The organism is Marinimicrobium sp. C6131, from assembly GCF_026153455.1.
Taxonomy (GTDB): Bacteria; Pseudomonadota; Gammaproteobacteria; order Pseudomonadales; family Cellvibrionaceae; genus Marinimicrobium.
In genome coordinates, this window is sequence record NZ_CP110629.1 from 3,304,481 (window position 1) to 3,318,566 (window position 14,086).

11 protein-coding genes are annotated in these 14,086 nt (G+C 61.6%); 7 read left to right on the forward strand and 4 right to left on the reverse strand.

Translation table 11 applies throughout. The features are described 5' to 3' along the window. Positions 1–17 precede the first annotated feature (17 nt). Genes rsmB through def form a run of 3 tightly spaced genes read right to left on the reverse strand, consistent with a single transcriptional unit; the run spans position 18 to position 2,857 of the window. Positions 18–1,334, reverse strand: coding sequence for a 16S rRNA (cytosine(967)-C(5))-methyltransferase RsmB (gene rsmB / locus OOT55_RS14100; protein ID WP_265366485.1), 1,317 nt, complete (start codon positions 1,332–1,334; stop codon positions 18–20). Next, positions 1,331–2,317 carry a methionyl-tRNA formyltransferase gene (gene fmt / locus OOT55_RS14105; RefSeq protein WP_265366486.1) on the reverse strand — a complete coding sequence of 329 codons (987 nt, stop codon included), beginning with the start codon at positions 2,315–2,317 and terminating at the stop codon, positions 1,331–1,333. The genes rsmB and fmt overlap by 4 nt, the downstream gene beginning before the upstream one ends. 30 nt (positions 2,318–2,347) lie before the next feature. Further along, positions 2,348–2,857 carry a peptide deformylase gene (gene def, locus OOT55_RS14110; protein ID WP_265366487.1) on the reverse strand — a complete coding sequence of 170 codons (510 nt, stop codon included), beginning with the start codon at positions 2,855–2,857 and terminating at the stop codon, positions 2,348–2,350. Positions 2,858–3,141: 284 nt separating this feature from the next. Here def and OOT55_RS14115 point away from each other — a divergent pair, with 284 nt between their 5' ends. From OOT55_RS14115 to OOT55_RS14130, 4 genes are all read left to right on the forward strand, one after another. Further along, positions 3,142–4,176 (forward strand): LysM peptidoglycan-binding domain-containing protein, encoded by a 1,035-nt coding sequence (locus OOT55_RS14115; RefSeq protein WP_265366488.1) that lies wholly within the window; start codon positions 3,142–3,144, stop codon positions 4,174–4,176. Positions 4,177–4,262: 86 nt separating this feature from the next. Then, positions 4,263–5,399 carry a DNA-processing protein DprA gene (gene dprA, locus OOT55_RS14120; RefSeq protein WP_265366489.1) on the forward strand — a complete coding sequence of 379 codons (1,137 nt, stop codon included), beginning with the start codon at positions 4,263–4,265 and terminating at the stop codon, positions 5,397–5,399. A 57-nt stretch (positions 5,400–5,456) separates the two neighbouring features. Then, positions 5,457–6,029, forward strand: a complete 573-nt coding sequence (locus OOT55_RS14125; protein WP_265366490.1) for an L-threonylcarbamoyladenylate synthase — start codon at positions 5,457–5,459, stop codon at positions 6,027–6,029. Positions 6,030–6,157: 128 nt separating this feature from the next. Further along, the gene (locus OOT55_RS14130) at positions 6,158–9,739 is read left to right on the forward strand and encodes a family 16 glycoside hydrolase (RefSeq protein WP_265366491.1); all 3,582 of its coding nucleotides are present in this window, start codon (positions 6,158–6,160) and stop codon (positions 9,737–9,739) included. Positions 9,740–10,016: 277 nt separating this feature from the next. On the opposite strand, the gene OOT55_RS14135 is transcribed toward OOT55_RS14130, so the two are convergent. Further along, positions 10,017–11,120, reverse strand: a complete 1,104-nt coding sequence (locus OOT55_RS14135) for a Gfo/Idh/MocA family protein (RefSeq protein ID WP_265366492.1) — start codon at positions 11,118–11,120, stop codon at positions 10,017–10,019. A 345-nt stretch (positions 11,121–11,465) separates the two neighbouring features. Here OOT55_RS14135 and hemF point away from each other — a divergent pair, with 345 nt between their 5' ends. From hemF to OOT55_RS14150, 3 genes are all read left to right on the forward strand, one after another. Next, complete coding sequence (gene hemF / locus OOT55_RS14140; RefSeq protein ID WP_265366493.1) at positions 11,466–12,386, forward strand: oxygen-dependent coproporphyrinogen oxidase; 921 nt, start codon at positions 11,466–11,468, stop codon at positions 12,384–12,386. An 18-nt stretch (positions 12,387–12,404) separates the two neighbouring features. Further along, positions 12,405–13,241, forward strand: a complete 837-nt coding sequence (gene aroE, locus OOT55_RS14145; RefSeq protein WP_265366494.1) for a shikimate dehydrogenase — start codon at positions 12,405–12,407, stop codon at positions 13,239–13,241. A gap of 94 nt (positions 13,242–13,335) precedes the next feature. Continuing rightward, the gene (locus OOT55_RS14150) at positions 13,336–14,061 is read left to right on the forward strand and encodes a FadR/GntR family transcriptional regulator (RefSeq protein ID WP_265366495.1); all 726 of its coding nucleotides are present in this window, start codon (positions 13,336–13,338) and stop codon (positions 14,059–14,061) included. Positions 14,062–14,086 lie beyond the last annotated feature (25 nt).

A 14,086-nucleotide genomic window follows, 5' to 3' on the forward strand; every position in this document is an offset into this window, starting at 1 on the left:
GAAAGCCGTATTCTGCCTTAAACGCGGTCGTTTTTCTTCCCGATCTTGTGCAGTCGGGCGTAATAGAATCCGTCGTGGCCATTGTCCCGGGGCAGGAGTTGGCGCCCACATGGCTGCTCGAGCCCCCAGTCCACCTCGAGTGTTTCGCACTGGGCGTCCGGATGTTGCCGCACAAAAGCCTCCACTACCCGGGTATTTTCCTCCGGCAGAATCGAGCAGGTGGCATAGACCAACACGCCGCCGGGTTTCAGAGTGGACCACAAGGCGCTCAACAGGCGCCCCTGCAAAGCGCTCAACCGGTCGATGTCGGCGGCCGAGCGCAGCACTTTAATATCTGGCTGACGGCGGATGATGCCCGTGGCCGAGCAGGGCGCATCGAGCAGAATGCGGTCAAAGGCGGTGCCGTCCCACCAGTGGTCGGGTTGGCCGGCATCGCCGCAGCGCAAGGTGGCCTGCTTCCGTAGGCGGTCGAGATTCTCCTGCACCCGACCCAATCGGCGCGCATCGCTGTCCAGGGCGACCACTTCGGACAGGCCCGGCTCGGTTTCCAGTATGTGTCCGGTTTTCCCGCCGGGGGCGCTACAGGCGTCCAGCACCCGCTGTCCGGGCCTGAGCTCAAGCAGCTCGGCACTGAACTGGGCCGCTTCGTCCTGGACGCTGACGCCGCCGATTTCAAAGCCGGGTAAGGCCGTTACCTGGCAGGGCGTCTGGAGGGTGATCCCGACCGGGCTGAAGGGGGTGAGGCTGGCCTCGATATCCTGGTCGCGCAACTGCGCCAGGTAGTCCTCCCGGGCAGCGTAGGCCGGGTTCACCCGAAGGGTCAGGGGCGGGTGGCCATTATTGGCTGCGATGATGGCGTCCGTCTGCTCGGGCCAGTGATGGCGCAATCGTTTAAGCAACCAGTCGGGATGAGCGGTGGTAAATCGGTCATCATCCGCCAGTGCGGTATCAAGTGCCTCTTGTTCGCGTTGAAATCGCCGTAATACCCCATTGACCAGGCCTTTTGCCCAGGGTTTTTTCAGCTCGCGGGTGCTTTCCACGGTGGCGCCGATCGCCGCATGATCGGGAATTCGGGTGTATAGCTGCTGGTAGAGCCCGAGCAGCAGCAGCGCCTGAATGTCCCCGTCTTTGGGTTTCAGCGGTTTGTCCAGCAATTGACCCAGGTAGGCATTCAGGCGGGGATACCAGCGGCAGGTCCCGTAGGTGAGTTCCTGTAACAGTGGGGCGTCGCGCTCGGGTACCCGGCTCTGGTAATCCGGCAGCAGGCTCGCCAGGGAGCCCTGCTGGCGCAGCAGGTCGGCCAGTAGTTTGGCGGCGGCCGTGCGCACCTTCATACGCCGGGCTCCGGTCGGGCCAGCACTTCGCCCGGGGTGAACAGATCGGCCCGGCCGCGCAGTAGTTCGGCCACCGGCAGGGCTTTTTTCCCGGGTAATTGCAGGCGGGTCAGCTGTAGTTGGCCTTCCCCGCAGGCCACGCCGATACCGGCTTCGCTCACCGACAGCACGGTTCCGGGGGCTTCCGGACCGTCGTGGGCGACTGCCCTGGCTTCCCAGACCCGAAAACTGTCGGTCGACTCGGCGCGGCGGGTGTGGCAGATCGGGAAGGGATTGAACGCCCGCACTCGTCGGGCCAGCTCAATGGCCGGGCGAGCCCAGTCCAACGCCGCTTCGGCCTTGGTGATCTTGGGGGCGTAAGTGCTCTGGGTGTCATCCTGTGCTTCTGGCTGGGCACAGCCCTGGACTAACTGTTCCAGAGCTGTCATCAGCGCGGGGCCGCCCAGTTCGGCCAGCCGATCGTGCAGTGCCCCGGCGGTGTCATCGGGACCGATGGGGCAGTGGGCTTTGACCAGCATGTCGCCGGTATCCAGGCCCACATCCATCTGCATGATGGTGACGCCGGATTCGGCATCGCCGGCCTCTATGGCGCGCTGAATGGGCGCTGCACCCCGCCAGCGGGGCAACAGCGAGGCGTGCACGTTGATGCAACCCAGGCGCGGCGTATCGAGCACGGCTTTTGGCAGCAGCAGGCCGTAGGCCACCACCACCATGATGTCCGCGTTCAGGGCGGCCAGCTCGGCCTGGGCCGGCTCGGACTTCAGGGTTTCCGGCTGGAATACCGGTAAGTGGTGTTCCAGGGCCAGGGTTTTGACCGGGCTGGCATGCAACTTTTTGCCCCGCCCGGCGGGTCGGTCGGGCTGTGTGTAAACACCCACTAACTGGTGTGGCCCCGCCAGAAGAGTGCGCAGGTGGTGAGCGGCAAAATCGGGGGTGCCCGCGAAGACAATCCGCAGGCCGCCGGAGGAATCAGAGTCGGACATGAGGCTCGATGAGGTTGTGGCGGGCCGCAATCAGGCCCGCAGTCGGTGTTGTTTTTCCAGCTTCTTGCGAATGCGCTGACGTTTGACCGGGGAGATGTAATCCACAAACAGCTTGCCGTTCAGATGGTCCAGCTCGTGCTGAATACACACCGCCAGCAGTCCGTCCGGTTCCAGCTCAAAGGGTTTGCCGTCCCGATCCAGCGCGTTCACCCGCACCTTCTCCGGGCGCTCAACGGTCTCGTAAAAGCCCGGAATGGACAGGCAGCCCTCGTCATAGGGGCGCAGGGTCTCTTCATCCAGAACCGTGACTTCCGGGTTGATGAACACCATCGGCTGGCTCTGATCTTCGCTCACGTCGATGACCACGACCCGTTCGTGTACGTTCACCTGAGACGCCGCCAGACCCACGCCGGGCGCGGCGTACATGGTCTCGAACATGTCGTCCACCAATCGGCGGATGCGGTCGTCTACCTGGGTGACCGGCTTGGCCACGGTGCGCAGACGAGGGTCGGGAAATTCCAGAATCTCGAGTTTCGCCATAATCTTTGTGACAAACCTCTAGTAAAAGGAGAAAAAGCGTTGCTAACATGATGATCACACAGCGTTTACTTGCTATGCTTCGAGTAGCGCGCGGGTTTACGCCGCCAATAATGACGACAGCCTCCACACGTGTTGTCAGCACTGTGTCAGGATTATAACCGGTATGGGCCTTTTTACCCTAATTCAATAGGTACAGATGCACCTTGGGGATCCCGATGGGATCATCGAAGCGGGCGAAAGGGTTCCAAAGCACTCCCGGGCCTAACAATACAGGATCGGTTTCTATGAAAAAGTTGATGCTGGGGCTCCTGCTGGTCCCGCTGTTCGCCATGTTGAGCTGGGCGGATGAGGCCGCGTTCCGGAGTGACCATCCGGACGAGTACATTGTCCAGAAAGGCGATACGCTCTGGGATATTTCCAACCGATTCCTCCAGACCCCCTGGTTGTGGCCGGAAATCTGGCATGTCAACCAGCAAATTGAGAACCCCCACCTGATTTACCCCGGGGATGTCATTACTCTGGTTTATATCGATGGTGAGCCCCGGCTGACCGTGGACCGTCCGGTGAAGCTGGCTCCGGGCGAGACCAGGCTCAGTCCGAGTGTCCGGGTGTTGCCCCGCGACGAGGCCATCAGCACCATCCCGCTCGACCGGATCAACAGCTTCCTCTCGCGCAGCCGGATTGTCTCGGAAGAGGAGCTTGAAGCGGCGCCCTACATGGTGGCCGGCCCCGAGAAGCGGATCATTGTGGGCGAGGGCGATTACGCCTATGCGCGCGGTGACTTCGAAACGGACATGACCAATTATGGGGTGTACCGCAAAGAGGAGCACTTCCGCGACCCGATCACCGGTGAATACCTGGGCACCCACGCCCAGAATATCGGCACGGTTCGCGTTGGGAATGCCGACGAGGACATTACCCGTGTCCAGGTGCTGACCTCCCGGGAAGAAATCCGTATGGGAGATCGGCTGTTGCCCAGTGAGGAGCGCACGATCGAATCCAACTTTTACCCCAGCGCGCCGGATAATGAAATCAACGCACTGATCCTTGCCGTAGAAGGCGGAGTGAGCCAGGTCGGCAAGCTGGATGTGGTGATGGTCAACAAGGGCGACCGCGAAGGGCTGTTGGTGGGAAATGTTCTGGCGGTACACAAACGCGGTGAGGTCACCCGCGACCCGGTGACCGGAGAGCGGATTACTCTGCCGGATGAGCGCGCTGGCCTGGTGATGATTTTCCGCACCTTTGAGAAAATGAGTCTGGCTCTGGTATTGGAAGCCGAGCGCCCACTGGCCGTAAACGACAAACTGCTCAACCCCTGATTCAGCCCCTGGTTCAACCTGGACCGGATTGCTAGACCGCGCGGCCCGCCTCCCGGGCCGCGCATCATGGATGACACGAGGACCTCATGGAAGAACATCATTTTTCCCACCTGCTATTGCAACGACTACCCGGCGCTGGTGCCGCCAAGCGCGCTCGCCTGCTGGAACACTTTGGCTCTGCCGGAGCGGTGATTGAAGCCTCCCGCGACGCGCTCAAAGGCTGGCTGGACCCGGAAGCCTGTGCGGCGCTGGGCGATTACCAGCGAAATCCCAAAGGCTGTGCCCTGGCCCAAAGTGCGCGAAAGGATCTGGACTGGTTGGCGGAGCATCCCGAAGTCCAGGTGCTCAGTCTGGAAGATGAGGATTATCCACCGCTGCTACGGGAAATCCGCCGGGCACCCCCGCTGCTTTTTGTCCGCGGCTCCGTAACCGCCCTGAGCATGCCGCAGATCGCCATGGTCGGAAGCCGGAATCCGTCTACCGGGGGGCGCGATAACGCCCGCCAGTTCGCCGCCTTTCTGGCGGGGCGGGGCTTTGCCATTACCAGTGGGCTGGCCATGGGGGTTGATGGCTTCGCCCACGCCGGCGCACTGGATGTGGAGGGCGTTACCATCGGTGTGATCGGCACTGGAATTGATCGCGTCTACCCGGCCCGGCACCGTCAATTGGCGGAAGATATTGTCGCCAACGGCGGCGCCGTCGTGTCGGAATTCCCGTTGCGGGCCAGTCCCCAGCCTTCGAACTTTCCCCAGCGCAACCGGATCATCAGTGGTCTGAGCGGTGGTACCCTGGTGGTGGAGGCGGCCCTGAAGAGCGGCTCCCTGATCACCGCCCGCTACGCCCTGCAACAGAACCGGGAAGTCTTCGCCATCCCCGGGTCCATCCACAACCCCCTGGCCCGGGGTTGTCACCGCCTGATTCGCGAGGGCGCGACCCTGGTGGAAACCGCGCGGGATATTGTCGAGCAGCTTGGCGGTTACCTGGGGTATCAGAGCGACCTGTTCAGCGCCTCTTCGGAAGCGTCTCTGGAACTGACAGACAAAGAACAGCGGGTACTCGAAGCGCTGGGACACGATCCGAGAGATCTTGATTCACTGGCGGACGACAGTGACATCGAAGTGGGGGAGTTGTCGGCACTGCTGATTGGTTTGCAACTGAAGGGCGCGATCACCGAAACCGCGGCGGGTTTTGAGCGAACAGCCTTGGCGAATCTGTGCGATTAGGCCCCTTTTCAGTAAACTACGTCCTTTCGACGTCCCTATAGAGAGGATTCGCCCCCGATGAGCACCACTTTTCCCTGGAGCACCAACCCCCGCATTCAGCGTGCGGCCAAGCGCATGCGTGCCGGAGGCGTGGTCGCCTATCCCACCGAGGCGGTCTGGGGCTTGGGTTGCGATCCCAACAACGCTGAGGCTGTGGCGCGCTTGTTGGCGCTGAAGAGCCGCCCCTGGGAAAAGGGTTTGATTCTGGTTGCGGCCCGCATCGAACAGTTCGCGCCTCTGGTGGAGCGGCTGGATAAGGGGTTGCAAAAACAGTTGCGGGAGACCTGGCCGGGGCCGGTGACCTGGTTGGTGCCCACCGCCGGCCTGGTGCCGGAGTGGATCAGCGGACGCTTCGAGTCGGTGGCGCTGCGGGTCACCGACCATCCGGTGGCCGCGGGCCTGAGCCTCGCCTTCGGCGGCCCGATCGTGTCCACCTCCGCCAACCCGGCCGGCAAACCTTCCGCCCGCTCCGCACTGGAGGTCCGCCGTTATTTCAAAGACCGGCTGGATGACATTACCCCCGGTCGGGTTGGCAACCGAACTCAACCCTCTCAAATCCGCGACTTGATCACCGGGAATATTCTTCGCTGAAACGGCTCTGCATACGTATTCAATCGATTGCAAAAGGTGTATTGTGGTATTTTCGGCCACTTTCCCCGAACTCGGCCCGCTCCCTCCGGGCGTCGCCGATCGATCGAATAACGTAAACGGAGCGCCCCATGAAACGCCCTTATACCCTCCAACGCACCGCACTGCTGGCGACGGCACTGGGCAGCCTGCTGCTCACCCAGGCCTGCCAGAAAACTGAACCGGAGCCTGAATTCCAGGCCGCCAGCCCGGCGACGCTGGAGGGCGACATGATTGCCTTTCGCTCCACACTGGATAACCGGGCTCGCATGCTGACCGTGCGTCAGCCCGATGACATCAAGCTGGCGTACGATGTGGAAACCGGCAACCTGCATCAGGCCTGGCGGGGCACGGTGCACTTTACCGGCGCGGTCTTCGATACCCGGCACGGCCCTCAGCCCGTCTCCGAGGGCGATCTCTACCTGACCCAGGATGCCCGGTGGCAGACCGAAGGGGCCAGCGTTCAGTATGGCGGCCACCGTTACTCCGGGGAGCAGTTGGCGCTGCGCTACGACGTTGAGGGTGACGGCTGGAGTGCCACGGTCTGGGAAAAGCCCAGCGCCCGTCTCGAGGAACAGAACCTGATCATCACCCGGGAGTTCGCCGTCAATGGTCTGCCCAAAGGGCTGGGCCTGACCCTGACCGACCTGGCTGAGGCCGCGGACCAGACACTGGTCGGCAGCGGTGAATGGCAGGGCAGTCAGACCCTGCGCCTGAAAAACGGCGTCACCCGGGTGCAGCGTACCTTTACCGACCCGACCCGGGTCGAGCGACCGGATGAAGCGGGCGAAGGCGACCACCCCGGCCAGACCCTGGTTGAGGGCAGCGACTGCGCCGCCTGTCACAACCCGGAAATCAAGACAGTCGGCCCCTCCTACCAGTCCATTGCCGAACGCTACGACAATACCCCCGAGAACCGGACCATGCTGGCCGAGAAGATCATTCTCGGGGGCGCCGGCAATTGGGGTGATGTGCCCATGAGTCCGCACCCGGACCTCAGCCAGGAAGACGCTGAGCAGATGGTCGACTACATTTTCTCCCTGCAGGAAGAAACGGAGGGAGAAACCCGCTGGAATCTGGACCAGCCAGCCACCGATACACTGGAACTGGTGGCAGAGACCCCTGCTGACGCCACGGGAAATGGTGCGCTGGTGTACCGCCACCGTTTCAGTGGCGATCAACCCAATATCGAAAGTCTGCGCGGCACGGCCCCATCCGAAGTGGCCCGGATTTCGCGCATTCACTTCCCGGACAAGGCTTCTTTCAAGCCGCTGGATTTACGTTTCGCCTTGCAGGTAAAAACGCACCTGAAAGTGGACGAGGCGCTGGAAACCGAGTTGCGCCTGATCAGTGACGATGGCGCAGTGGTGTACCTGAACGACGAGCTGCTGATCGACAGCTGGGGCTTCCATGGTCCCGAGCCGGAAGATGCCAGCGTTACCCTTGAGCCAGGGCTCCACGCACTGGAGGTGATTCACTTCCAGAGTCACGGCGGCGCGACCCTGTCGATGCAGTGGCGCAACCCCGAAACCGGCGAGTTTGAAATCATTCCGGCGGAGATGTTGCAGATTCAGGCCGCCGATCGCCGGGACGTGGTGCCGGTGATTACCGATCCGGAACGGGTCAAAACCATCCCCGGGGACCAGACCAAAGTCGCCGGCGTACACCCCGCCTTCGATCGCTTCCAGGCCCGCCCGGACGAGTTTGAACCCATGGTCGGCGGCATTGATTTTCTGCCCGATGGCCGGATGGTCATCACCACCTGGGATCCGGAAGGCTCGGTGTATATCGTCAGCGACTATGACAAGGGCCCGGAACAGGCCAGCGTCAAACGTATCGCCCGGGGCCTGGCCGAACCGCTCGGCGTGAAGGTCGTGGACGGTGATATCTACGTGCTGCAAAAACAGGAACTGACCCGTCTTGAAGATGTGAATGGCGATGAGGTCATCGACGTCTATCACTCGGTATCCGCAGACTGGTCAGTAACGGACAACTTCCATGAATTTGCTTTTGGTCTGGAATACGAGGACGGCCACTTCTACGGTACTCTGGCCACCGCGATTCTCTCTGGCGGTGCCAGTGCTGATCCCCAGGCGCCGGATCGTGGCAAGGCCATCAAAATCCGCAAAACCGACGGGCAGGTGGAGTTCGTTGCCCACGGCCTGCGCACGCCGAACGGTATTGGCTTTGGTGTGGATGGCGAGCTGTTCATTGCCGATAACCAGGGCGACTGGTTGCCCTCCAGCAAAATCGTCGAACTGACGCCGGGGGCCTGGTATGGCTCGCGCTCGGTGGACTTCGAAGGTACCGCCGACCTGACCGAAACCAAACCGGTGGTCTGGCTGCCCCAGGACGAAATCGGCAATTCCCCCAGTGAGCCGGCACCACTGAATGTCGGCCCTTACCAGAATCAGATGATCCACGGCGAAGTGACCCACGGCGGCATCAAGCGGGTGTATGCCGAGCGGGTGAACGGCCGCTTGCAAGGTGCCGTGTTCCGCTTTATCCAGGGGCTGGAAGCCGGGGTCAACCGCCTCGACTGGGCACCGGACGGTTCACTGATCGTCGGTGGCGTCGGCAACCCGGGCAACTGGGCCGATGGTGAAAAACAGTGGTACGGACTGGAGCGTCTGGTCTACAACGGCGAGACCGCCTTCGAGATGCTCAGCGTCAGCGCCCGCTCCGACGGCTTTGTGATCGAGTTTACCGAGCCGGTGAAGGCGGGCCAGAATATCAGCCCAGAAGATTTTGAGATTCTTCAGTGGTATTACGAGCCCACCGCCGAGTATGGCGGTCCGAAAAAGAACGTCACCGAGTTGCCGGTGGAGGGCTTTGCCCTGTCGGAGGACCGCAAGCGGGTGAGCTTCAAGCTCGGCGGACTCAAGCCCGACCATGTGGTGTATTTCCGCATCGCCCGGCCCTTTGTCAGTGAGACCGACAACAGCCTGTGGACCACGGAAGCCTGGTACACCCTCAACGCCATTCCGGAAGACCAACCGGTGGCGCTCGAGGGTCGTCAGCCCCAGCACAATCAACTGACCGAGACCGAGCAGGCCGAAGGTTGGGAGCTGCTCTTTGATGGCAAAACCCTCAACGGCTTGCGCAACTACAATGCCGAGACCCTGGGTGAGCGCTGGGTGGTGGACGATGGTGCCCTGCATATGCAGGCCAACGATGGTCGCCCCGGTGGGGATGTGGTGATCACCGACGAACCTCTGGCAAGCTTCGAGCTGTACCTGGAGTGGAAGCTGGCGCGCAATGGCAATAGCGGCATCATCTACAGTGTGGATGAGTCACCGGAGTTGGAGGCGCCCTATATGAGTGGTCCGGAGTACCAACTGCTGGATAACATCGGCCACCCGGACAGTGAAATCTATACCCATCGGGCCGCCGATCTTTATGACCTGATTGCCGCCACGCCGGTCACCGTGAACCCGGCCGGCGAGTGGAACCGCACCCGTCTGGTGGTGGATGACGGACGTATCGAGCACTGGCTCAATGGCTTTAAAGTGGTGGAAACCGAGATGGGTACGCCGGAATGGGAGGCGATGATCGCCGAGAGCAAGTTTGCCGACTGGGAAGCCTTTGCGGCAACTCCGGAGGGGCATGTGGTTCTCCAGGATCACGACGACCCGGTGTGGTTCCGTAACATCAAGTTGCGGGAATTACCGTAAGGTGGACAAGCGACTTCGTAGGTAATGCTCCGCCTGGGTATACCCTTGTGAGACGCGCCGTAAACCCATGATGTGCATGGACGCACGAATGCCGCGATGGCATGGATGCCATAGAGCGGCCCATGGGGGCTCGATCACCCGCCGGCCCCCTTCGCGCTCCCGGCGCTTCGGGACACTTCCCACATCCATGTGGGGCGTCCAAGGCGGGTGACGGTCTCACAAGGGTATACCCAGCCTCCGCAGTGCCTATGTAACGTTTCGGGAACTAGCAAGTGAGTTATAACTCAATCCGCTTACCATCCTCCCGGGCGGATCTGAAAATGGCCTGGACAATGCGAATATCCCGCAAGCCTTCTTCGCCGGGCACCATGACCGGCATGTCCTGCAAAATGGCCCGGGCATCGTCGTCCATCTGCGCGGCCTGTTGGTTGGCGATGGGCTTATCCAGTTTCCTGCCATCGGTGGTGGCGCCCTGCACTCCGTTGTAATTGGACATGGGCCGCAGGTAATAGGAACCCTCCGCGCAGGTCACCTCCAGCTTATTGCCCGGCTTCACAAAACTGGTCATACACTCGGCCACCGCGCCGCCCGGAAACTCCAGGGTAAAGTGCGTCGTGGAATCCACCTCGGTAAACACCTCCGGGTGGGTAATCTCATGGCGGCCGGATACCGCAATGGGCTCTACCCCCGCCGCGTAACGCGACCCGTTAAGCGGGTAGACGCCCATATCGTACATGGCACCACCGCCCATCTCGGCACGCATCCGCCAGTTGTCCGGCGAGCGATTTTCGCCACCGGAGTAGGCCGCCACCGCCTCAATGCGCTCAATCGCCCCGTAGGGTTTGTCCCTGGCAAACTGCATCACCGTCTGGGTATTCGGCTCGTGCTGCATCCGGTAGCCGATACTCAACTTCACCTTATTCTTCCGGCAGGCATCAATGATCTCCTGACACTCGGCTTCATCCATCGCCATCGGCTTCTCACACCACACATGCTTCCCCGCATTAGCGCCGATCACCGAATACTTCTTGTGCAGACTCGTGGGCGTCACCACGTAAATCACATCAATATCCGGGTTATCCGCGATGGTGTGCATGTTCTCGTAGTTGTACACATTGGCGTCCTTGATGCCGTACTTCTCCTGCCATTCAGGAATTTTCTCCGGGCTGCCGGTGACAATCCCGCGCAGTTCGCAGTATTGGGTCAGTTGCAGTGCGGGCGCCAATTGGGTGCGGCTGTAGTTACCCAGACCGACCAGGGCGACACCCAACTTGCGGGTGGGACTGCCGAGCAGGTGGGGTGACCAGCCGGAAGAGAGCAGGGCGGTTGAGGCGCCTAGGCCTTGCAGGAAGCGGCGGCGGTTGAAGTTGGGGTGGGGCATGGTGGAAACCTCCGGGTTGGGTTACGGCGGGTGCGGCCTTTGGCCTTACCCGCCCTACGCAAAGTAACGCAGATAACGCAGAATATGGCACTGAGGTTTGCGGTGGGGTATACCGTTTCAAGACCGTGGAGCGGGGGACCCGCGATGCGAGCCCCCAGGGAGGGGTTCACGGCGTGTCTTGAAACGGTATACCCCACCGCAAACCGGACGTGATGAAGACCAACGCCACTGACCTGTTAAGTTACATTCGACCATAACCCAGTTTAGATCACTCTGGCCATGAATTTCGCCTCCTTGGGTTCGGGCGCGTACAATAGGTCCTCAATCGACAGTGCGAGACGTCACATGCCCACCGAAAATACCCCCGACAAACAGGCCGTCAAAGACTACCTGCTCGGACTCCAGGACCGCATCTGCGCCGAACTGGAAACCGAAGATGGCGGTGCGCGGTTCCTCCAGGATGAATGGCAGCGCGAACAGGGCGGGGGTGGCCGCTCCCGCGTGCTGACCGAAGGCAACGCCATCGAAAAAGGTGGCGTCAACTTCTCCCACGTCTTCGGCGACCAGATGCCCGCCTCCGCCACCGCCCATCGGCCCGAACTGGCCGGGCGCTCCTTCGAAGCCATGGGCGTCTCCCTGGTCATCCACCCCAACAACCCCTACGCCCCCACCAGCCACGCCAATGTGCGCTTCTTTATTGCCGAAAAACCCGGCGCCGAACCCGTCTGGTGGTTTGGAGGCGGCTACGACCTCACCCCCTACTACGGCAGCGACGACGACTGCCGTCACTGGCACCGCACCGCCAAAGACGCCCTCGACCCCCACGGCGACAACCTTTACCCCTTTTTCAAAAAATGGTGCGATGACTACTTTTTCCTGAAACATCGCGACGAACCCCGGGGTATTGGCGGCCTGTTCTTCGACGACTTCAATGAGCTGGGCTTCGAGCGCAGCTTCGCGGTGATGCGCGCCGTGGGCGACAGCTACCTGCCCGCTTACCGCCCGATTCTTGCCCGGCGCAAGGACACCGACTACGGGGAGCGCGAGCGTCGCTTCCAGCTTTATCGGCGGGGGCGTTATGTCGAATTCAATTTGGTGTATGATCGCGGCACACTCTTTGGTTTGCAGACCGGGGGGCGCACGGAATCCATTCTCATGTCCCTGCCGCCCCTGGTGCGCTGGGATTACGACTGGCAACCGGAGCCAGGCAGCGCCGAAGCGGCGCTCACAGAACACTATCTGCAGGCCAGAGACTGGATCGAATAACAAGAGCTGGAAGGTTGTATGACAGACGCTTATGCCGTATTCGGCGATCCCATCGCCCAGAGCAAATCCCCCTATATTCATCGCCAGTTTGCAGAGCAGACCGGGGAGGATATCGCCTACACCAAACAACAGGTGGCCGAAAAAGACTTCGAGCAGGCCGCCGATACGTTTTTTGCCAACGGCGGCAAGGGCCTGAACATTACCGCCCCGGACAAGCTCGCGGCCTATGGTTACGCCGCGCGTCTGACCCCCCGCGCCCGCCGGGCGGGCGCCGTGAATACCCTGGTTCGCCAGGCGGATGGCACCTTGCTGGGTGATACCACCGACGGTATCGGTATGGTCAACGATATGCACAACCTCGGCTGGGAGATCGCTGGCAAGCGGGTGCTGATTCTCGGCGCTGGCGGCGCAGTGCGGGGCGTGCTCCAGCCCCTGCTGGAGCAGCAGCCCGGCTCCCTGACACTGGCCAACCGCACCGTCCACAAAGCGGAACAACTGGCCAAAGGGTTTGCCGATCTGGGCGTGATTGAACCGCTGGGATACGAAGCCCTGAGCGGACGTCAGTTTGACCTGGTGATCAACGGCACCTCCGCCAGCTTTGGCGGCGAACTGCCACCCCTGCCGGATGAGCTGCTGGCCGAGGGCGCGGCCTGTTACGACATGATGTACGCCGCCGAATCCACACTGTTTCTGCAGTGGGCCGAAGCCCACGGCGCGGCCAAGCTGGCTGACGGTCTGGGCATGCTGGTGGGCCAGGCGGCGGAATCCTTCTACCTCTGGCGCCAGGTGCGACCGGAAGTGGTTCCGGTGATTACCGCGTTGCGCCGGAGCCTGGCCACCAAAAAAGGGGCCTAAGCCCGGTCCGCTTTGCTGTAAGATAAATAGCATTTATGGTCGGTGCGGCGCGCCGGAGCGTATACCCGACTTTTCAACCACAGCGAGCAAGGTAATGAGCAGACTAGAGGCCGGCCGAAACCTTACCCATCAGGTAACCTACCAACTCGGCGCGGCGATTGTGCGCGGTGAGTACAGCGTCAATGACCCGCTGCCCACCGAGGCAGAATTGTGCGAGCAGTTCGATATCAGTCGCAGCGTCGTACGCGAGGCGGTGAAAATGCTCACCGCCAAAGGGCTGATTTCCTCCCGGCCCCGCCAGGGCATCCGGGTGCAGCCCAACCATCGCTGGAACATGTTTGACGAAGATGTCCTGGAGTGGACCCTGAGCAGCCGACCCTCCCTGTCGCTGCTACGTGAGTTCACGGAGCTGCGCATCGGCATTGAGCCCGAGGCGGCCATCCTCGCCGCCCGGAAACAGAACCGGGAGCGGATTGCCGATATTGAAAAAGCGCTCTTGCGCATGGAAGCCGCCGAGCGGGGCCACGATGACCCCCTGGAGGCGGACATCGCCTTCCACTCGGCCATTTTGCTGGCCAGCGAGAACCGTTTTTTTATTCAGCTGCGCAACTTCATTCAGACCGCGTTGCGGGTCAGTATTGCCTCCACCAACCAGATGAAAGGCGTTTCGGTGGCCAGCGAAGCCGACCACCGGACGGTGTACGAGGCGATTGCGAAGGGTGATGTGGAGGGCGCGGGGAAAGCCGCCGTGGCCCTGCTGGAGGAAGCGCTCCAACTGATTGATGCCGCCATTGCGGCTCGTCGCACCGAAACCGCCTGATGTTCATGGCTGCAGGAACGATCCC